Source organism: Cupriavidus sp. 207A1, assembly GCF_057798955.1.
The window spans coordinates 222,224-240,797 of record NZ_JBYOJO010000006.1; the positions used below are offsets into that span (position 1 = coordinate 222,224).

An 18,574-nucleotide genomic window follows, 5' to 3' on the forward strand; every position below is an offset into this window, starting at 1 on the left:
GCTCAGGCCGCGCGGTCCATCAGGAACTGCGTCAGCAGCGGCACCGGACGGCCGGTGGCGCCCTTGGCCGCGCCGCTCTTCCACGCGGTGCCGGCGATGTCCAGGTGGGCCCAGTCGTACTTCTCGGTGAAGCGCGCCAGGAAGCAGGCTGCGGTGACGCTGCCGGCCGGGCGGCCGCCGATATTGCCCATGTCGGCAAAGTTGGACTTGAGCTGGTCCTGGTATTCGTCGTCCAGCGGCATGCGCCAGGCGCCGTCCATGGCGCGGCGGCCAGCCTGCAGCAGCGCGTCGGCGAGCGCGTCGGAGCGCGCGTACAGGCCGCTGTTGACATGGCCGAGCGCGATGATGCAGGCGCCGGTCAGGGTGGCGACGTCGATCACCGCGGCCGGCTTGAAGCGCTCGACATAGGTCAGCGCATCGCACAGGATCAGGCGACCCTCGGCGTCGGTGTTCAGGATCTCGATGGTCTGGCCCGACATGCTGGTGACCACGTCGCCGGGCTTGGTGGCGATGCCGCTGGGCATGTTCTCGCAGGTGGGCACCACCGCGACCACGTTGAGCTTCAGGCCCATCTCGGCCACGGCCTGGATCGTGCCCAGCACCGAGGCGGCGCCGCACATGTCGTACTTCATCTCGTCCATGCCCTCGCCCGGCTTGAGCGAGATGCCGCCGGTATCGAAGGTGATGCCCTTGCCCACCAGCACCACCGGCGCCTGCTTGGCGCCGGCGCCGTCGTAGCGCAGCACGATGAACTGGGGCGGCTCCTCGCTGCCCTTGGTCACGGCCAGGAACGCGCCCATGTTGAGCGCCTCGATCTGCTTGCGCCCGAGGATCTCGGCCTTGAGCTTGTGGCGCTTGGCGATGGTGCGCGCGGTATTGGCCAGGTAGGTCGGTGTGCAGATATTGGAGGGCAGGTTGCCGAGGTCGCGCGTCAGCTCCATGCCGTTGGCGATGGCGGTGCCGCGCACCGCGGCCTGGGTCGCGGCGCGGGCGTCGCCGCTGTCGACCGCGATCACGACCTTGCGCAGCGAGGACTTGTCATTGGCGTTGGGCTTGCCGCTGGCCGCATTCTGGGCGTTGGCGCGCTTCAGTCCGGGATGGCGCTCGAGCAGGCGGTAGCCGGCTTCGCGCACCAGCGTGATGGTTGTGATCACGGCCCACGATACGTCGCGCTGCTGCGGCGCCTGTTGCGCCAGGCACCACAGCGCCGAGGTCGCACGCGTGGACGACAAGGCACGCACCGCGGTGCGCACCGCATCGGCGAAGGCCTTGTCCGTAAAGTCGGCTTCCTTGCCCAGGCCCACCAGCAGCACGCGCGCGGCGCCCACGCCGGCCACTTCGTGCAGCATCAGCTGGGTGCCGCGCTTGCCCTCGAAGTCGCCCTGCTTGACCAGCCGTCCCACCAAGCCCTTGGTGGCCACATCGAGGGCCTTGGCTACGCCGCCGAGATTCTGGCCTTCGAACAGGCCGACCACCAGGCAGTCGGTCTTGGTCGCCAGGAAACCATTTTGGCCGGCTTTGCTCCAATCCAGGGCTTTTGTGCTAAATTCCATCGCGCTTCCTTCCAGGGGCTCGTTAGACACGAAAGCCTCCATTATCCGCGATTTTTACCCCGCGACCTGCCGCCGCTGATACGCCCCGGTCACGTTGACAGCACGCTGTGCCGTCAGCCAGCTGTTCTGCCAGGCACCTCGCACGGCACATCGCCCGCTCCGGCCGGCAGCCCGGAACCGAACCCGCATGATCCTTCAACAAGCCCTGCGACGCGAGCTTGCCTACACCGCCGGGGCGGTGTTCCTGGTGATGCTGACCTTCATGCTCACCTCGCTCGTGATCCGCATCCTGGGGATGGCCGCCAACGGCAAGGCCAGCCCCAACGACGTGCTGATGCTGATCGGCCTGGCCACCATCGGCTACCTGTCGATCCTGCTGTCGGCGACGCTGTTCATTTCCACCCTGATCGTGCTGACGCGCTGGTACAAGGATTCGGAAATGGTGGTGTGGTTCTCGGCCGGCATCTCGCTGCGCGACCTGGTCAAGCCGGTGCTGCAGTTCGCCGCGCCCTTCATCGTGCTGGCGCTGCTGCTGGGCCTGTTCGCGTGGCCGTGGGCCAACCAGCAGAGTGCGCTGTTCCGCGACCGCTTCGAGCAGCGCGGGGTGATGTCGATGATCGCCGCCGGCCGCTTCATCGAGCCGGCCAAGGCCAACTACGTGCTGTTCATCGAAGGCATCGACGCCGACATGAAGCATGCGCGCAATGTCTTCGTCGCCAATGCCGAGGCCGACAAGATCGGCGTGGCGCTGGCGCACCAGGGCCAGTTCGAGACCATGCCCAACGGCGACCGGCTGGTGGTGATGGAGAATGGCCGCCGCTACTCAGGCACGCCCGGCCAGATCGACTACCGCATCGTCGAGTTCGAGCGCTATGCGGTCAAGGTGGACAACAAGCCGCCCGAGTCCGAGGCCAAGCTGCCGCCCAAGAGCCGCGACACCATCGAGCTGATCCGCAACCCCACGCGCGAGAACCTGGGCGAGCTGATCTGGCGCATCTCGCTGCCGATCCTGGCCTTCAACTTCGTCATGATCGCGATCCCGCTGGCCTACGTTAACCCGCGCCTGGGCCGCTACACGCCGCTGGTGTTCGCGGTGCTGATCTACCTGACCTACAGCAACCTGATCAACCTGTCGCAGTCCTGGGTGCGCAACGGCTCGATTCCGTTCTGGCTGGCCTGGTGGCCGATCCACCTGGCCGTGTTCCTGGGCGCGCTGGTGCTGTTCCGCTACCGCCAGAACCGCAGCCTGGGAGGCTGGCGCGCCGTGTTCGGGCTGCGCAAGCGCGATGCCGCGACTGCTGCCGGAGGCCGGGCATGAGGATCCTGCGCGTCTACGAACGCTATTTCGGCCGGCTGGTCTATGGCGTGTTCGCCTTCATCCTGTTCGCGGTGCTGTCGCTGTTCGTGTTCTTCGACATGCTCAACGAGCTGGAGAACGTCAACGCCCAGTACACCTCGCTGGTGGCGCTGTTCCACGTCCTGCTGCAGGCACCCACGCGGGTGTACGAGGTGCTGCCGATCGCGGTGCTGATCAGCGCGATCTATGTGTTCTCGCAGCTGGCCAGCCAGTCCGAGTACACCATCTTCCGCGTGGCCGGCCTGAACACCCGCCAGGCGCTGTTCTCGCTGTTCAAGCTGGCGGTGCCGCTGGCGCTCGTGACCTTTCTGTTCGGCGAGTTCATCGGCCCGCGCGCCGAGCAGTATGCGCAGAAGGTCAAGCTGGAGGCGATCGGCGCGACGGTGTCGTCGGGCTTCCGCTCCGGGGTCTGGGTCAAGGACCGCGACAAGGATGCCGCCGGCGAGGGCGAGATCACCCGCTTCGTCAACGTGGCGGGGCTGCGGCCGGACCAGACCATCACCGGCATCACCATGTACGAGTTCGACCCCCAGTACCGGCTGCGCGTGATCCGCGTGGCGCAGGAGGGGCGCTACCAGGGCGGCCAGTCGTGGGAGCTGCAGAACGTCAGCGAGACCCGCTTCGTCGAACTGGCGCCGCAGGCCCAGGGCGCTCAACCCGCGCCCGGCGCGCCGGCACGCGACGCGCTCGCGCCGGACTTCCGCGCCGAGCAGGTCAAGTTCCCGCGCGTGGCCATGCATTCGGAGCTGACCCCGCAGATCCTGTCCGTGCTGCTGGTGACGCCGGAGCGGATGTCGACGCTGGACCTGTTCCGCTATATCCGCCACCTGCGCGACAACAAGCAGGACACCCAGCGCTACGAGATCGCGTTCTGGAAGAAGGTGATCTACCCGCTGACGCTGTTCGTGATGGTGGCGCTGGCCCTGCCCTTCGCCTACCTGCACGCGCGCGCCGGCGCGGTCGGGGTCAAGGTGTTCGGCGGCATCATGCTGGGGCTGTCGTTCCACCTGTCGAATACGCTGTTCTCGCACGTGGGCCTGCTGCATACGTGGCCGCCGATCATTTCCGCGCTGGTGCCAGGCACGCTTTACCTGACGTTGGCGCTGCTGGCGCTGCGCTGGGTGGACCGGCACTGAGGACGGCCATGGCAGCTTCCGATCGCGCCCTGGTCCTGTTCGCGCATGGCGCGCGCGATGCGCGCTGGCGCGAGCCGTTCGAGCGGCTGCAGCAGAAGCTGGTTGCCGCCCTGCCCGGCTGCGAGGTGCGGCTGGCATTTCTGGAACTGATGTCGCCGCTGCTGGCCGATACGCTGGCGGAACTCGCCGCGGGCGGCGTCGCCGAGGTTACCGTGGTGCCGGTGTTCTTTGGCCAGGGCGGGCATATCCGGCGCGATTTGCCTGCCTTGCTCGACCAGTGCCGGCAGGCCCATCCCGGCATGCGGCTGCATTGCGCGGCCGCGGTCGGCGAGTCCGATGCGGTGCTGGATGCGATCGCGGCCTATTGCATGGCGTCGCTGCCCGGGACGGACCGCGCCCAGCCCTGAGCGGCAGCTTGCCCCGGCCATGAAAAAAGCCCCGTGCCGGCGTACCGGCACGGGGCTTTGTCGTTCTGGCGTGCGCTTGCGGCTCAGGCAGCGCGCGGCGTGCGCGCTTCAGTCACGCCCGCATCCTCGCGCGGCGCCTCGGTCGCGCGCGCGGCCAGCGCGGCGCCGATCATCAGCAGGCTGGGCTGCACCGGGTCGATCCATGCCGCCGCTTCGCCGGCCGCCATCTGGCCGAGCGTGAACTCGCGGCTGCGCTGGCGCGGCGTGGTGGCGGCTTCCACCACCCAGGTCGGCGTCGACGCGGGCTTGCCGTGCGCGATCAGCTGCGCGGCAATCGAGGCGGCCTGGTCCCGGCCCATGTAGTAGACCAGCGTGTCGGCCTTGACCGCGGCTTCGATATCGGGCGAGCCCTCGCCATCCGCTGCCTTGGCCTGCGTGGCAAACGCCACGCTGCGCGACACGCCGCGCTTGGTCAGCGGCTTGCCGATGGCCGACGCGGCCGCCAGCGCCGCGGTGATGCCCGGCACCACCTCGTACTCGATGCCGGCCGCTTCCAGCGCCTGCAATTCCTCGTCGGCGCGCCCGAACAGCATCGGGTCGCCGCCCTTCAAGCGCACCACGCGTTCGTACTTGCTGGCCAGATCCACGATCTGCCGGTTGATGAACAACTGCGCGGTGGAGCGCTGGCCGCAGCGCTTGCCGACTTCGACCAGCTCCGCCTGCGGACACCAGGCCAGCATCTCCGGCGACACCAGTGCATCGTGCAGCACCACCTGGGCTTCGCCCAAAAGCCGTGCACCACGCACCGTAATGAGGTCTGCCGCACCGGGGCCTGCCCCGATGAGGAACACCTTGCCGTAGGTCTTCTGCGCCTGCTTGTCCATCTGTTGCCCCTTGTCCGCTCGTTCCTGTTCGTTACCGATCAGGAAAACGCACGGATCATGCCTGCGGCCACCGTGTGGTTGGTCGCCTCGTCGATCAGCACGAAGGCGCCCGTGGCCGGATTATCGCCGTAGGCATCGCACACGATCGGCTTCTGCAGCGAAATCTGCACCGAACCGATGTCGTTCAGGCGGATATCGTGGCGGCCGGTCTCGTGCGACAGCGTGTGCACGTCCAGCACGCGGTCCACCGCCGACACGCGCGCGAACACGCTGGCCGTGGTGTGCTTGAGCACGTACTTGCGCGACGGGTTCAGCGACTCGTCGTCGAACCAGCACAGGTCGGCCTGCAGCTTCTTGGCGGAAGCCGCGGTCGCATCGGCGGCAACGAACATGTCACCGCGTGATACATCGACGTCCTCGGCCAGGCGCACGGTGACCGTGTCGCCGACGTTGGCCGATTCCGCGGCGCCGTTCGGGGTCAGCACTTCGGCCACCACCGCTTCGCGGTTGGCGGGCAGCACGCGCAGCTTCTGGCCGACGCGCACGGTGCCGGCTTCGACGCGGCCGGCATAACCGCGGAAGTCGTCCGACTGCGAACCGTCCTGGCGGATCACCAGCTGCACCGGGAAGCGCAGCGCGGCGTCGTCCTCGGGCGCGGCTTCTTCCACCGGCAGCTCTTCCAGCAGCGGCAGCAGCGGCTCGCCCTGGTACCACGGCATGGCATCGCTCTCATGCACGATGTTGTCGCCGCGCAGCGCGGACACCGGCACGTAGCGCACGTCCTTCAGGCCCAGTTGCTCGGCCAGTTCGGCGTAGGCGGCGCGGATCTCGTTGAAGGTCTGCTCGCTGAAGTCGACCAGGTCCATCTTGTTGACGGCGACGATCACGTGCTGGATCTCCAGCAGCTTCAGGATGGCCGAGTGGCGCTTGGTCTGTGCCAGCAGCTCGGCACGGCCGTCCTTGACGGTCACGCGGGTGGCATCGACCAGCACGATGGCCGCGTGCGCGGTCGACGCACCGGTGACCATGTTGCGGGTGTACTGCTCGTGGCCCGGCGTATCCGCGATGATGAACTTGCGGCGCGCGGTCGAGAAGTAACGGTAGGCCACGTCGATGGTGATGCCCTGCTCGCGCTCGGCTTCCAGGCCGTCGGTCAGCAGCGAGAAATCGATCTGCTCGCCGGCGGTGCGCTTGTTCTTGGCGTTGGCCAGCGCGGTCAGCTGGTCGGACAGCACGGCCTTGCTGTCGTACAGCAGGCGGCCGATCAGCGTGCTCTTGCCGTCGTCGACCGAGCCGGCGGTGATGAAGCGCAGCAGGCCTTGGTGGGTTGCTTGGTGAGTCATGTCTGGATCCTTTGCTGCGTGCGGCTTAGAAGTAGCCTTCCTTCTTGCGGCGTTCCATCGAGGCTTCGCTGGTCTGGTCGTCCATGCGGGTGGCGCCGCGCTCGGTGATCTCGGTCACCGCGGTCTCGGCGATGATCGCTTCCGGCGAATCGGCAACGCTGGCCACCGGGCAGGTGCAGCTGATGTCGCCGACGGTGCGGAAGCGGACCGACAGCACTTCGCTGACGTCGCCGTCCTGCTTCGGCGTGATCGGCGTGACCGGGACCAGCAGGCCATTCTTGCGCACCACTTCGCGCTGGTGGGCGTAGTAGATCGGCGGCAGCGCCAGGTTTTCGCGGGCGATGTACTGCCACACGTCCAGTTCGGTCCAGTTCGAGATCGGGAACACGCGCATCTGCTCGCCCTGCGCCATGCGGGCGTTGTACAGGCTCCACAGCTCGGGGCGCTGTGCCTTGGGGTCCCACTGGCCGAACTCGTCGCGGAACGAGAAGATGCGCTCCTTGGCGCGGGCCTTCTCTTCATCACGGCGGGCGCCGCCCATCAGCGCGTCGAACTTGTGCGCCTCGATGGTTTCCAGCAGCGTCACGGCCTGCGCGGCGTTGCGTGAATCGGTTTCCTTGCGCAGGCGCACGGTGCCGCGCTGGATCGAGTCTTCCACATGGCCCACCACCAGGCGCGCGCCCAGTTCGGCGACGCGCTGGTCACGGAACGCGATCACTTCCGGGTAGTTGTGGCCGGTGTCGATATGCACCAGCGGGAACGGCAGCTCGATCTTGCGGTCACCCAGGCGGAAGGCCTTCAGCGCCAGGTGCAGCATCACGATCGAATCCTTGCCGCCCGAGAACAGCAGCGCCGGGTTGCGGCACTCGGCCACCACCTCGCGGATGATGTAGATCGACTCGGCTTCGAGGCGGTCGAGGTGATCGTTCTGTACTTGCAACAGGTGCGCCACGCTGCTGGTGGCTTCTGCGATGTCGTTCATGATGCCCATTTTTTCCGGCCTCAATGCTTGATGTTCTGTTCGTGAAGCCCGCACTCTTTCGAGTCCTTGCTCTCCCACCACCAACGTCCCGCACGGACATCCTCGCCCGCGCGCACGGCACGCGTACACGGCTCGCAGCCGATGCTCGGGTAGCCCTTGGCGTGCAGGTCGTTGATGGGCACGTCGTGGCGCTTCAGGTAGGCCCACACTTCGGCCTCGCTCCAGTCCGCCAGCGGGTTGAATTTGGGGATGCCGCGGGCCTCGTCCATTTCCTCGAACGGCAGCTCGGCGCGCGTGACCGCCTGCTCGCGGCGCTGGCCGGTCAGCCAGGCGTCGGCGTGCGACAGCGCGCGGTTGAGCGGCTCGACCTTGCGGATGCCGCAGCATTCCTTGCGCAGGTCGATGCTGTCGTAGAAGCCGTTCAGGCCATTCTTCTTCAGGTAGTTCTCGACGGCCTCGGCGTCCGGCGTGAACTGCTCGATGCTGTAGCCGTAGTGCGACTGCACCTTGTCCAGCACTGCCAGCGTCTCGGCGTGCAGGCGCCCGGTCTGCAGCGTGAACACGCGGATGCCGGCGCGCACGGCTTCGGTGCCGCGCAGGATCGCGTCGGTCAGCACCATGTCCTCGGCCGCCAGGCTCGAGGCAAAGCGCGCGCGGAAGAAGCGCGCGGCGATGCCCGCCAGGCGCTCGCCCAGCTCGCGCTCCTTCTGCTCCAGCGCGGCGATGCTGCCGGTGTATTCCGGCGCAACCCACAGCGCAGGCGGACGCAGCGCCGACGCCGCACCGGCGTCGACCACGGCGATGTCGCTCAGCACCGTGCTCATGCCGCTTCCTTCGGTTGCGCGCCAACCTCTGCCCGCGCACGGCGGAACAGCGGCAGCGGCTCATCCACCGAAGCCTGGTAGGTCACGGTGAACTCGGTGAAGCCCTTGATGGCGTCGTCGATGTTCTTGTCGGCGCGCACCGCGAAGGCGTCGAAACCGCAGCGCTTCATGAAGTTGAGCTGGTCGCGCAGCACGTCGCCGATGGCGCGCAGCTGGCCCTTCCAGTGGTAGCGGGTGCGCAGCAGGTAGGCAGTCGAGAAGCCGCGCCCGTCGCGGAACACCGGGAAGTCCACCGCCACCAGCGCCACGCGCGCGAAGTACGCCTCGGCATCGCCCGGCTCGTCTTCCGGGGCCAGCCACACGCCGGTGCGGGCCGCATCGCGGCCGGCCAGCAGCGCTTCGTTGGCCTTCCACACCGACAGCGGGAACAGCACCGCGTCCTGGCTTTGCGCGGCCGCGGCAATCTGCTCGTCGGTCAGCGGCTGCTCGGCGGTGCCGCGCAGCACGGTCCAGGCGTCATCGACGATGACGGGGGCGACGGTAGCGCCGTCCTGTTGCAGTTGAATGATCTTTGCCATGTTCAGTCTCCGGTCCTCAGGCTTCGGCGCGCTCGCGCGGCTGCTTGTCGGCATAAACGCGCTCCTTGAACGGGGCGATGCCGATGCGGGACAGGGTTTCGATAAAGCGTTCGTCTTCGATGCGGTTGGCCACGAAGGTGTCGATGATGCGGCTCACCACGTCGGGCATTTCCTCGGCGCTGAACGACGGGCCGATCACCTTGCCCAGCGCGGTCTGGTTGCCCTGCGCGCCGCCCAGCGTGACCTGGTACCACTCGGAACCATCCTTGTCGACGCCCAGTACGCCGATATTGCCGACGTGGTGGTGGCCGCAGGCGTTGATGCAGCCCGAGATGTTCAGCGAGATCTCGCCCAGGTCATAGACATAGTCCAGGTCGTCGAAACGCTCCTGGATCGCCTGCGCGATGGGGATAGACTTGGCGTTGGCCAGCGAGCAGAAATCGCCGCCGGGGCAGGCGATGATGTCGGTCAGCAGGCCGATGTTCGGCGTGGCCAGGCCGGCCTTCTTCGCCAGCTGCCACAGCGCGTACAGGTCCTGCTTCTTCACGTCCGGCAGCACCAGGTTCTGCTCGTGCGCGACGCGCAGCTCGCCGAAGCCGAACTGGTCGGCCAGGTCCGCCACGGTTTCCATCTGCGCGTCGGTGGCGTCGCCCGGGGGCGAGGCCAGGCCCGGCTTGGTCGACAGCGTCACCGCGGCGTAACCCGGCACCTTGTGGCCGTGCACGCTGCGGCTGACCCAACGCGCGAACGCCTTGTCTTCCAGCAGGTGGTTTTCGTACGAAGCGTCGGTGTCGGCCAGCTTTTCATACGCGGGCGGCGTGAAGTACTGCGCCACGCGGTCGAACTCGACCTGCGTCAGCGTGGCCGGACCGTCCTTGCTGTGCTGCCATTCTTCCTCGACTTCCTGGGCGAACTTGTCGGCGCCGATCGCCTTCACCAGGATCTTGATGCGGGCCTTGTACTTGTTGTCGCGGCGTCCGTAGCGGTTGTACACGCGAATGGCCGACTCGATGTAGGTCAGCATGTGCTGCCACGGCAGGTCGTCCTTGATGATCGTGCCCAGGATCGGGGTACGGCCCAGGCCGCCGCCGGCGAGGATGCGCAGGCGCGTTTCGCCGTCGGCATTCTTGTAGGCGTAGACGCCGATGTCGTGCATCTGCACCACCGCGCGGTCGTCCTTCGACGCCGAGATCGCGATCTTGAACTTGCGCGGCAGGAAGGCGAATTCCGGCTGGAACGTGCTCCACTGGCGCAGCAGCTCGGCCAGCACGCGCGGATCCACCGACTCGTCCGGCGCCACGCCGGCGAAGTGGTCGGTGGTGATGTTGCGCACGCAGTTGCCCGAGGTCTGGATCGCGTGCATCTCGACGCTGGCGAGCTCGGCCAGCACGTCGGGCACGCGCTCCAGCTCCATCCAGTTGTACTGGATGTTCTGGCGGGTCGAGAAGTGGCCGTAGCCGCGGTCGTATTCGCGCGCGATATGGGCCAGCTTGCGCATTTGCTTCGACGACAGCAGGCCGTACGGGATCGCCACGCGCAGCATGTAGGCGTGGCGCTGCATGTACAGGCCGTTCTGCAGCCGCAGCGGCAGGAATTCTTCCTCGGTCAGCTCGTCCGCCAGGCGGCGGCGCACCTGGTCACGGAACTGGGCGACGCGCTCGGCGACGATACGCTGGTCATATTGGTCGTACTGATACATGGCGGGGTCCGTTCAGTATTCGTTGAATTCAGGAAACGAGCTTGATGGCGACGAGTGTCAGCGTCGTCGCCAGGGCGGCACGCACCAGCCGCTCGGGCAGCGCCCGCGACAGTTGCGCGCCCAGCCAGATGCCGGGGATCGAACCCACCAGCAGCGCCAGCAGCAAATTCCAGTCGACCGTGCCTAGCCACACGTGGCCCAGCCCGGCCAGCGCCGTCAGCGGGACGGCGTAGGCAATGTCGGTGCCGGCCACTTCGGCCGGCTTCATTTGGGGATACAGCAGCAGGATCAGCGTGGCGCCGACCGCGCCGGCACCGATCGACGAGACCGTGACCAGCACGCCGATCACCGCGCCGACGATGACGGTGGCAACCACCTGCCTGCGGCCATGCAGCTGGAAGCGCGGGTTGCGTTCCAGCCAGGCCAGCATCTGGCGGCGGAACAGCAGCGACAGCACCGTCAGCAGCACCGACACGCCGATGGTCACGCGGATCGCATGCAGCCAGCGGGCGTCGAGTTCGCCGGCGCTCTTCAGCACCAGGATGGCGGCCACGGCCGCCGGCAGGCTGCCGATGCACAGGCGCCGCACCACCTGCCACTGCACGTGGCCATGGGCGCGATGCGCGATGGTGCCGAAGCCCTTGGTGATGGCCGCGAAGGCCAGGTCGGTGCCGACCGCGGTGGCCGGCGAGAAGCCGAACAGCAGCGTCAGCAGCGGTGTCATCAGCGAGCCCCCTCCCACGCCGGTCAGTCCGACGAGGACGCCTACGAACAGACCGGAAAAGGTATAGGCCAGGGACATGGGGGACTCGGTGTGGCGAGGCCCGCGGATCTCGCCGTGGAACTGGCCGCGGCGGGAAGGCGCACCGAGGGCAGGCCGTTCATTAACAAAGTTCGAGAATCGTAATAAACTGGCCTCATACCTCAAACTAATAAGAAGTTGTTTGTTTATACGAACGCAGATATATGAACTTGCACCAGTTTCGCTTCGTGCGGGAAGCCGTCCGGCAGAATTACAACCTGACCGAGGCCGCTAAAGCGCTCTATACGTCACAACCCGGCGTATCCAAGGCCATCATCGAGCTGGAAGAAGAATTGGGGGTCGATATCTTCACGCGCCACGGCAAGCGCATCCGCAGCCTGACCGAACCCGGCCGCCGCATCCTCAGCTCGGTCGAGAAGATCCTGCAGGAGGTGGAAAGCCTGAAGCGCGTCGGCATGGACTATGCGGCTCAGGACCAGGGCAACTTCACCATCGCCACCACGCATACCCAGGCGCGCTATGCGCTGCCCCGCGTGATCAGCGAGTTCACCAAGCGCTACCCCAAGGTGCGGCTGTCGATCCAGCAGGGCAATCCGGCCCAGATCGCCGACATGCTGCTGCATGACCAGGCCGACATCGGCATCGCCACCGAGGGCATCTCCAGCGACAAGAACCTGGTGTCGCTGCCGGGCTACCAGTGGACTCACATGGTGATTACGCCGCCCGAGCACCCGCTGCTGGAAAAGAAGCACCTGGCGCTGGAAGACCTGATGGGATACCCGCTGATCACCTACGATGCCAACTTCGCCGGGCGCACCAAGATCGACAAGGCCTTCGCGCTGCGCCACCTGGCGCCGGACATCGTGCTCGAGGCCATCGACGCGGATGTGATCAAGACCTATGTGGAGATCGGGCTGGGCGTGGGCATCGTCGCCGGCGTCGCCTATGATGCCGAGCGCGACCGCAACCTGCGCGGCATTGCCGCCGGGCACCTGTTCGGCAGCAACGTGACCCACCTGGCCGTAAAGCAGGGGGCCTACCTGCGCAGCTTTGTCTATACCTTCATCGAGCTGTTCTCGCCGACGCTCAACCGCAAGCTGGTCGAGCAGGCCATGTCCGGCGAACACGAAGCCTACGAACTCTGAGGCGGCCACCGCTGCCGCCCCACTCTAATAAGAAGTCAATCCACGATGCCTGCCCTGCCTATCCCAACCTGCCGTCCGGAGGTCCTGTGAGCGACCTGCCCCGCATCCACTGGACCGAAAACGGCGTCGAGCACAGCGCCGCCTGGCGCTCCGAGGCCGGCCTGCCGCCGCCGCGGCGCGTGGTCGTCGCCGACGACACCACCAGCGCCGATACCGCCTACCGCCTTGCCTGCGAAGGCACCGCGCTGCTGTGGCGGGGCGATTTCCAGAACGCGCGCCAGTTGCTGAATGCGCTGGCGCGCCGCACCGAGCGCAAGCCCAAGAAGGCCAGCCGCCCCGGCCACAAGGCCCGGGACAAGAGCCAGGCCGCGTCGCCCACCGAGGCCTTCCACCTGCACCGGCTGGCGCAGTCGCAGCGCGCGCGCACGCTGGGCATGCTGCTGCTGCCGTTCGAGGCCGGCCACCAGATCCCGCTGCGCCGCGCGCCCGATGTGCAGGAAGCGTGCGAACAGGTCTACGGCCCGGCCGGCGAGCCCTACGTGGCCTCGCTGCGCGAGCTGCTGGGCATGATCGGCGCGTTCGAGTGGCGCAGGAAGGGCGTGGAGATCCCGGCGCTGGAAGACCGCATCCACCCGTGGTACGGCGTGTTCTCGCCGGTGCGCGGCGAGTACATCGACCTGGTCGCGGCCGAGCCGCTGCCGGCCACGACGCTGGCCTTCGATATCGGCACCGGCACCGGCGTGCTGGCCGCGGTGCTGGCCCGCCGCGGCGTGCAGCGCGTGGTGGCCACCGACCAGGACGCGCGCGCGCTGGCCTGCGCGCGCGAGAACATCGCCAGGCTCGGCTACACCGGGCAGGTCGAGGTGATCGAGGCCGACCTGTTTCCCGCCGGCCGCGCGCCGCTGGTGGTATGCAACCCGCCGTGGGTGCCGGCACGGCCGAGTTCGCCGGTCGAGCGCGCCGTCTATGACCCCGACAGCGCCATGCTGCGCGGCTTCCTGCAAGGGCTGGCCGAGCACCTGGAACCCGGCGGCGAGGGCTGGCTGCTGCTGTCCGACCTGGCCGAGCACCTGGGCCTGCGCCAACGCGACGAACTGACGGGCTGGATCGAGGCCGCGGGGCTGAAGGTGCTGGGCCGTTCCGACATCCGCCCGCGCCACCCGCGCGCGGCCGATGCGGCCGACCCGCTGCACGCGGCGCGCTCGGCCGAAGTGACCTCGCTCTGGCGCCTGGGCGTGCGCTAAGGCTGCTAAAGCCGCTGCCGCGGGGCCACGGTGCCCCGCCGGCCGAGTTCGGCTATCCTTTCCCGTCACATATAAGAACGGAGGAGACCATGCTGAAGCTGCCCCTGCGCCCCCTGCTGCTTGCCGGCGCGCTGATCGTCGCCGGCGCCGCGCATGCCGACATCCGCGTCGGCATCGATGTGTCCACCACCGGGCCGGCCGCCTCGATCGGCATCCCGTCCAAGAACACCGTGCTGATGTGGCCGCAGACGCTGGGCGGCCAGAAGGCGCACTACATCATCCTGGACGACGGCACCGACCCGGCCGCCGCGGTGCGCAACGTGCGCAAGCTGATCTCCGAGGAAAAGGTCGACGTGATCGTCGGCCCCAACATCACGCCCACCGCAATCGCCGCGCTCGACGCCGTGGCCGAGGGCGAGACCCCGATGGTGGCGCTGGCCGCCTCGGCCGCCATCGTCGAGCCGCAGACCGACGCCAAGCGCCGCTGGGCCTTCAAGATGCCGCAGAACGACTCGCACATGGCCACTGTGCTGACCGAGTACATGAGCAACCACGGCGTGCGCACGGTCGGCTTTATCGGCTTTGCCGACGCCTATGGCGAAAGCTGGTGGCGCGAGTTCTCGAAGCTGGCCGAGCTGCGCAAGATCCGGGTGGTGGCCAACGAGCGCTTCTCGCGCAACGACACCTCGGTCACCGGGCAGGTGCTCAAGCTGATGGCGGCCAACCCGGACGCGATCCTGATCGCCGGCGCCGGCACGCCGTCGGTGCTGCCGCAGAAGACGCTGGGCGAGCGCGGCTACAAGGGCAAGGTCTACCAGACCCATGGCATCGCCACCTGGGACTTCCTGCGCATGGGCGGCAAGGACGTGGAAGGCACGCTGTTCCCGACCGGGCCGGTGGTGGTGGCGCGCCAGCTGCCCGAGAGCCACCCGGTGCGCAAGGTGGCGCTGGACTTCGTCAATCGTTACGAAGCAAAGTACGGCGCCGACAGCGTGACGCAGTTCGCCGGCGATGCCTGGGGCGCATGGATGCTGCTCGACGACGCCGCCCGCCGCGCGCTGAAGACCGGCGCCCAGCCCGGCACGCGCGAGTTCCGCGCGGCCATGCGCGACGCGCTGGAGACCACCACCAATCTCACCATCCCCAACGGCGTGATGAACCTGAACCCGAAGGACCACCAGGGCTTCGACCAGCGTTCGCGCGTGATGGGGGTGATCCGCAACGGCAAGTTTGCCTACGCGGGCGACAAGTAGCCCGCCGCATCAACGCAACAACGCATCAGGAAAGGAAGCATCGCATGAGCACCACTCCCACCCCCGTCACCGTCGCCTTTATCGGCCTGGGCGCCATGGGCTCGCACATGGTGCGCCACCTGCTGGCAGCCGGCCACACCGTGCGCGCCTTCGTGCGCCGCCCGGAAGCCGCCGAGGCCGCGCGCGCGCTGGGGGCAGAGCCCTTCTTCACGCCCGCCGAGGCGGCCCGCGGCGCCAGCGTGGTCTTCACCAACGTGACCTCGTCCGAAGACGTACGCGAGGTGCTGCTGGGCGCGCAGGGCGTGATCCACGGGGCCGCGCCCGGCACCATCTGCGTCGACCACAGCACCATCTCACCCATCGTCACGCGCGAGATCGCCGCGGCCCTGGCCGCGCGCGGCATCGAGGCGCTGGACTGCCCGGTCTCGGGCGGCACCATGGGCGCCGAGGCCGGCACGCTGACCATCATGGTCGGCGGCAAGGCCGAGATGCTGGAACGCGTGCGCCCGCTGCTCGAGCTGCTCGGCAAGACCATCACCCATATCGGCGACCACGGCGCGGGCCAGGTCGCCAAGCTGTGCAACCAGATTGCCCAGGTGGTGAATATCGAAGGCATTGCCGAAGCGATGCGCTTTGCCGCCGCGCAGCAGGTCGATACCGGCCGCGTGTTCGAAGCCATGGCGACCGGCATGGCCGGCAGCCGCATGCTCGACCTGATGGGCCCCAAGATGGTGGCGCGCAACTTTGCCGCGGGCATCGAGGCGCGGCTGCACGACAAAGACTTCGGTCTGGCGCGCGACATCGCCGAGGAAATCGGCCTGGAACTGCCGGCGATGCAGGCCACCTCGGCGCAACTGCGCGCGCTGATGGCCAGGGGCTGGGGCAAGGACGATACCTCGTCGCTGCTGCGCGTGCTGGAGGACTGAGGCCCGGCGCGCGCCGGGGCTCAGCGCTCCACCAGCCGCAGCACCGCTTGCGTCAGCGCGCCGTCCGCGCTGGCCAGGCTGTCCAGCACGTTGAAATGGTGGCAGTCCGGCAGCACCAGGTCGCTCGCCGCCGGATGCGCCACCTTGGCCGGCCACGCCGCGCGGATCAGCGCATGCTGGCGGTGGTATTCGGCCGCCTCCAGCTCGCCCACGGCGATCGCCAGTGGCGCATCGCCGGCGGGCGCCATGTACGCGGGCGACAGCCGCGCGACATCGGCCTCCGATAACTTCAGGTCGCACTGCAGGAAGGCTGCGCGCCGCAGCGGCTCCAGGTCGTACAGCCCGCTGACCGAGAGCCCGCCGCGGATCAGCCCTGCAGGCAGGTCGGCTCCGAACTGCGGCCAGCGCGCGGCCATCAGCATCGCCACCAGGTGGCCGCCCACCGAATGCCCCGCCACGAACAGCCGCTGCGGGTCATGGCCGAGACGGTCCGCCTGCCGGTACAGCCAGGCCACGCTGCGCAGCACCTGCTGCACGATCTCCGGCACCGTCGCCGCCGGCACCAGCGTGTAGTTGACCACGGCCACCGACACCCCCAGCGCCGGCAGCGCGCCGGCGACGAAGCTGTGGTCGTGCTTGTCCAGCGCGCGGTAATAGCCGCCGTGCACGAACACCAGCAGCGGCGGCAAGGCCCCGTTGGCGCGCTGCGCGGGAAAGTAGTCCAGGGTCTCGCCCGACGCATGGCGCGAGTCCGCGCCGGCATAGCTCAGGTCCGCCAGGAACGCCCCGCGTGCACGCACCTGCGCGGACCACTGCGCCCAGCGCGCCAGATGCGCCGGGTTGTCCGGCACATTGGCGCGGTTGTTGTACTCGCGGTCATAGAAGGCGGGGTCCTGCGAAGGCAGGCTGGCAAGGCGCGCAAGCAAGTCTGGGTCGGTCATGGCGGTCGGGGTCGGCACAGTCGGTACGGTTGGCGGGCGCAGGACTGGACGCCATGCTACCGGATTTGCGTGGCCCGGGACCGGCCCGGCGCCGGTTGTCCGGCGGCCGGATTTCCGGCATAATCCCCGGCTCAGCCCGGCATCGGTTCCGATGCCGTCACACCTGCCCGGGTGGTGAAACAGGTAGACGCAGGGGACTCAAAATCCCCCGCCGCAAGGCGTGCCGGTTCGATTCCGGCCCCGGGCACCATCTAAAAATCTTCTGATGATTCAAGCCATTAGAAGATGTCGCAGTACAAGCCCCGCACCGGGGGACTTTCCTAAAATTGTGGTCAGGTACAGTTTCGGTACAGTGATGCGGCGCTAGCCTCATACGGAGTACTCATGGCTACGATCGTTAAGACTTCCTCGGGCACTTGGAAAGCCCTCATTCGCAAGACAGGCTGGCCGACCACGGCCAAGACGTTCCGCACCAAGCGGGACGCCGAAGACTGGGCGCGCCGTACCGAAGACGAAATGGTACGCGGCGTATACATCCAGCGAGCGCCGGCTGAGCGCATGACCGTCGAAGCGGCACTGACCCGCTACCTCAAGGAAGTCACTCCCACCAAGCGGGCCTCCACCCAAGCCGGCGAACACAAGAAGGCACAGGTCATCATCCGGCATCTTGGCAAATATTCGCTGGCCGCCCTGAACGCCGAGATCGTGGCGCAGTTCCGTGACATGCGACTGGCCGGCGACCCGGACAAGAATGGCAAGCTACGGCCTCGCAGTAACAACACGGTACGCTTGGAACTGGCACTGCTGGGCCACCTGTTCACCGTCGCGATCAAAGAATGGGGCATCGGCCTGCCCTTCAATCCCGTGTCCAACATTCGCCGCCCGGCCCCCGGCTCGGGCCGCAACCGGCGATTGACTCCCGAAGAACAGACCCGCCTGCTGCAAGCCGTCGATAAGCACTCGAACCCGATGTTCGGATGGATCGTCCGCATTGCCGTCCAGACCGGCATGCGGCTGTCTGAAATTGCGACGCTGCGTATTCGGCAAGTGGACATCGAGCGGCGCGTCGTGCGGCTGGAGCACACCAAGAACTCTTCGCCTCGTACCGTCCCGCTGACTGCCGAGGCAACACGCGTGTTCACCGAGGCACTTGCCAACCCCGTGCGTCCTGCTGAAACCGAATTGGTGTTCTTCGGCGAACCCGGCAGAGATGGCATACGACGCCCCTACCTGTTCGACAAAGCGTGGACCGATGCCAAGCGGGTAGCGGGCCTTGCAGACTTCCGATTTCACGACCTGCGGCACGAGGCTGTCAGCCGGTTTGTGGAAGCCGGCTTGAGCGATCAGGAGGTATCGGCCATCAGCGGCCACAAGTCGATGCAGATGCTCAAGCGCTATACGCACCTGCGGGCCGAAGACCTGGTGCAGAAGCTGGACCGCCTCGCGCGTCGCGCGCCGTCCATTTCTAAACAACGGAGTGAGGCCGACTCCCAAACAGAGAACAACGCATAATCGCTCCATCGCGTTGCCATAATGAAT

General features: G+C 67.5%; 17 protein-coding genes and 1 tRNA gene. 9 read left to right on the top strand and 9 right to left on the bottom strand.

Annotation, left to right across the window (positions count from 1 at the left end; genetic code table 11):
* Positions 1-2: 2 nt before the first annotated feature.
* Positions 3-1,553 (bottom strand): leucyl aminopeptidase, encoded by a 1,551-nt coding sequence (locus AC3FMM_RS13385; protein ID WP_115710609.1) that lies wholly within the window; start codon positions 1,551-1,553, stop codon positions 3-5.
* Between the two features lie 187 nt (positions 1,554-1,740).
* Between AC3FMM_RS13385 and lptF the strand changes: the two genes are divergently transcribed.
* The 3 genes from lptF to AC3FMM_RS13400 are packed head-to-tail and all read left to right on the top strand — an operon-like array spanning position 1,741 to position 4,453.
* Complete coding sequence (gene lptF, locus AC3FMM_RS13390; protein WP_115710611.1) at positions 1,741-2,871, top strand: LPS export ABC transporter permease LptF; 1,131 nt, start codon at positions 1,741-1,743, stop codon at positions 2,869-2,871.
* Entirely contained in the window at positions 2,868-4,046 is a 1,179-nt protein-coding gene (gene lptG / locus AC3FMM_RS13395) for an LPS export ABC transporter permease LptG (protein WP_488686816.1), read from the top strand. The genes lptF and lptG overlap by 4 nt, the downstream gene beginning before the upstream one ends.
* Positions 4,047-4,054: 8 nt before the next feature.
* Positions 4,055-4,453 (top strand): sirohydrochlorin chelatase, encoded by a 399-nt coding sequence (locus tag AC3FMM_RS13400; RefSeq protein WP_116312997.1) that lies wholly within the window; start codon positions 4,055-4,057, stop codon positions 4,451-4,453.
* Positions 4,454-4,536: 83 nt separating this feature from the next.
* Here AC3FMM_RS13400 and cobA read toward each other — a convergent pair whose 3' ends face one another.
* Genes cobA through AC3FMM_RS13435 form a run of 7 tightly spaced genes read right to left on the bottom strand, consistent with a single transcriptional unit; the run spans position 4,537 to position 11,565 of the window.
* Complete coding sequence (cobA, locus tag AC3FMM_RS13405) at positions 4,537-5,337, bottom strand: uroporphyrinogen-III C-methyltransferase (protein WP_414247595.1); 801 nt, start codon at positions 5,335-5,337, stop codon at positions 4,537-4,539.
* A gap of 38 nt (positions 5,338-5,375) precedes the next feature.
* Positions 5,376-6,680, bottom strand: coding sequence for a sulfate adenylyltransferase subunit 1 (locus AC3FMM_RS13410; protein ID WP_115710618.1), 1,305 nt, complete (start codon positions 6,678-6,680; stop codon positions 5,376-5,378).
* 25 nt (positions 6,681-6,705) lie between these two features.
* Entirely contained in the window at positions 6,706-7,671 is a 966-nt protein-coding gene (gene cysD, locus AC3FMM_RS13415; protein WP_488686817.1) for a sulfate adenylyltransferase subunit CysD, read from the bottom strand.
* A gap of 11 nt (positions 7,672-7,682) precedes the next feature.
* Complete coding sequence (locus tag AC3FMM_RS13420; RefSeq protein WP_116312999.1) at positions 7,683-8,486, bottom strand: phosphoadenylyl-sulfate reductase; 804 nt, start codon at positions 8,484-8,486, stop codon at positions 7,683-7,685.
* Positions 8,483-9,064, bottom strand: a complete 582-nt coding sequence (locus AC3FMM_RS13425) for a DUF934 domain-containing protein (RefSeq protein ID WP_116313000.1) — start codon at positions 9,062-9,064, stop codon at positions 8,483-8,485. The genes AC3FMM_RS13420 and AC3FMM_RS13425 overlap by 4 nt, the downstream gene beginning before the upstream one ends.
* A 16-nt stretch (positions 9,065-9,080) precedes the next feature.
* On the bottom strand, positions 9,081-10,763 hold the full coding sequence (locus AC3FMM_RS13430; protein ID WP_116313001.1) for a nitrite/sulfite reductase: 1,683 nt from the start codon (positions 10,761-10,763) through the stop codon (positions 9,081-9,083).
* Between the two features lie 28 nt (positions 10,764-10,791).
* Complete coding sequence (locus AC3FMM_RS13435; protein WP_115710626.1) at positions 10,792-11,565, bottom strand: sulfite exporter TauE/SafE family protein; 774 nt, start codon at positions 11,563-11,565, stop codon at positions 10,792-10,794.
* A gap of 164 nt (positions 11,566-11,729) precedes the next feature.
* Here AC3FMM_RS13435 and AC3FMM_RS13440 point away from each other — a divergent pair, with 164 nt between their 5' ends.
* The 4 genes from AC3FMM_RS13440 (at position 11,730) to AC3FMM_RS13455 (ending at position 16,094) form a co-directional block, all read left to right on the top strand.
* Entirely contained in the window at positions 11,730-12,671 is a 942-nt protein-coding gene (locus tag AC3FMM_RS13440) for a CysB family HTH-type transcriptional regulator (protein ID WP_018008018.1), read from the top strand.
* 86 nt (positions 12,672-12,757) lie between these two features.
* Entirely contained in the window at positions 12,758-13,915 is a 1,158-nt protein-coding gene (locus tag AC3FMM_RS13445; RefSeq protein WP_115681007.1) for a methyltransferase, read from the top strand.
* A gap of 89 nt (positions 13,916-14,004) precedes the next feature.
* Positions 14,005-15,168 carry an ABC transporter substrate-binding protein gene (locus AC3FMM_RS13450; protein WP_488686818.1) on the top strand — a complete coding sequence of 388 codons (1,164 nt, stop codon included), beginning with the start codon at positions 14,005-14,007 and terminating at the stop codon, positions 15,166-15,168.
* A 44-nt stretch (positions 15,169-15,212) separates the two neighbouring features.
* The gene (locus AC3FMM_RS13455; RefSeq protein ID WP_326346571.1) at positions 15,213-16,094 is read left to right on the top strand and encodes an NAD(P)-dependent oxidoreductase; all 882 of its coding nucleotides are present in this window, start codon (positions 15,213-15,215) and stop codon (positions 16,092-16,094) included.
* Between the two features lie 20 nt (positions 16,095-16,114).
* Here the strand turns inward: AC3FMM_RS13455 and AC3FMM_RS13460 are convergent, their stop codons facing one another.
* The gene (locus tag AC3FMM_RS13460; protein ID WP_115710634.1) at positions 16,115-17,035 is read right to left on the bottom strand and encodes an alpha/beta hydrolase; all 921 of its coding nucleotides are present in this window, start codon (positions 17,033-17,035) and stop codon (positions 16,115-16,117) included.
* 165 nt (positions 17,036-17,200) lie between these two features.
* Here AC3FMM_RS13460 and AC3FMM_RS13465 point away from each other — a divergent pair.
* Together AC3FMM_RS13465 and AC3FMM_RS13470 are read left to right on the top strand one after the other, a co-directional pair.
* Positions 17,201-17,285: transfer RNA gene (locus AC3FMM_RS13465), tRNA-Leu, on the top strand.
* Between the two features lie 134 nt (positions 17,286-17,419).
* On the top strand, positions 17,420-18,547 hold the full coding sequence (locus tag AC3FMM_RS13470; protein ID WP_149895546.1) for a site-specific integrase: 1,128 nt from the start codon (positions 17,420-17,422) through the stop codon (positions 18,545-18,547).
* Positions 18,548-18,574: the final 27 nt, after the last annotated feature.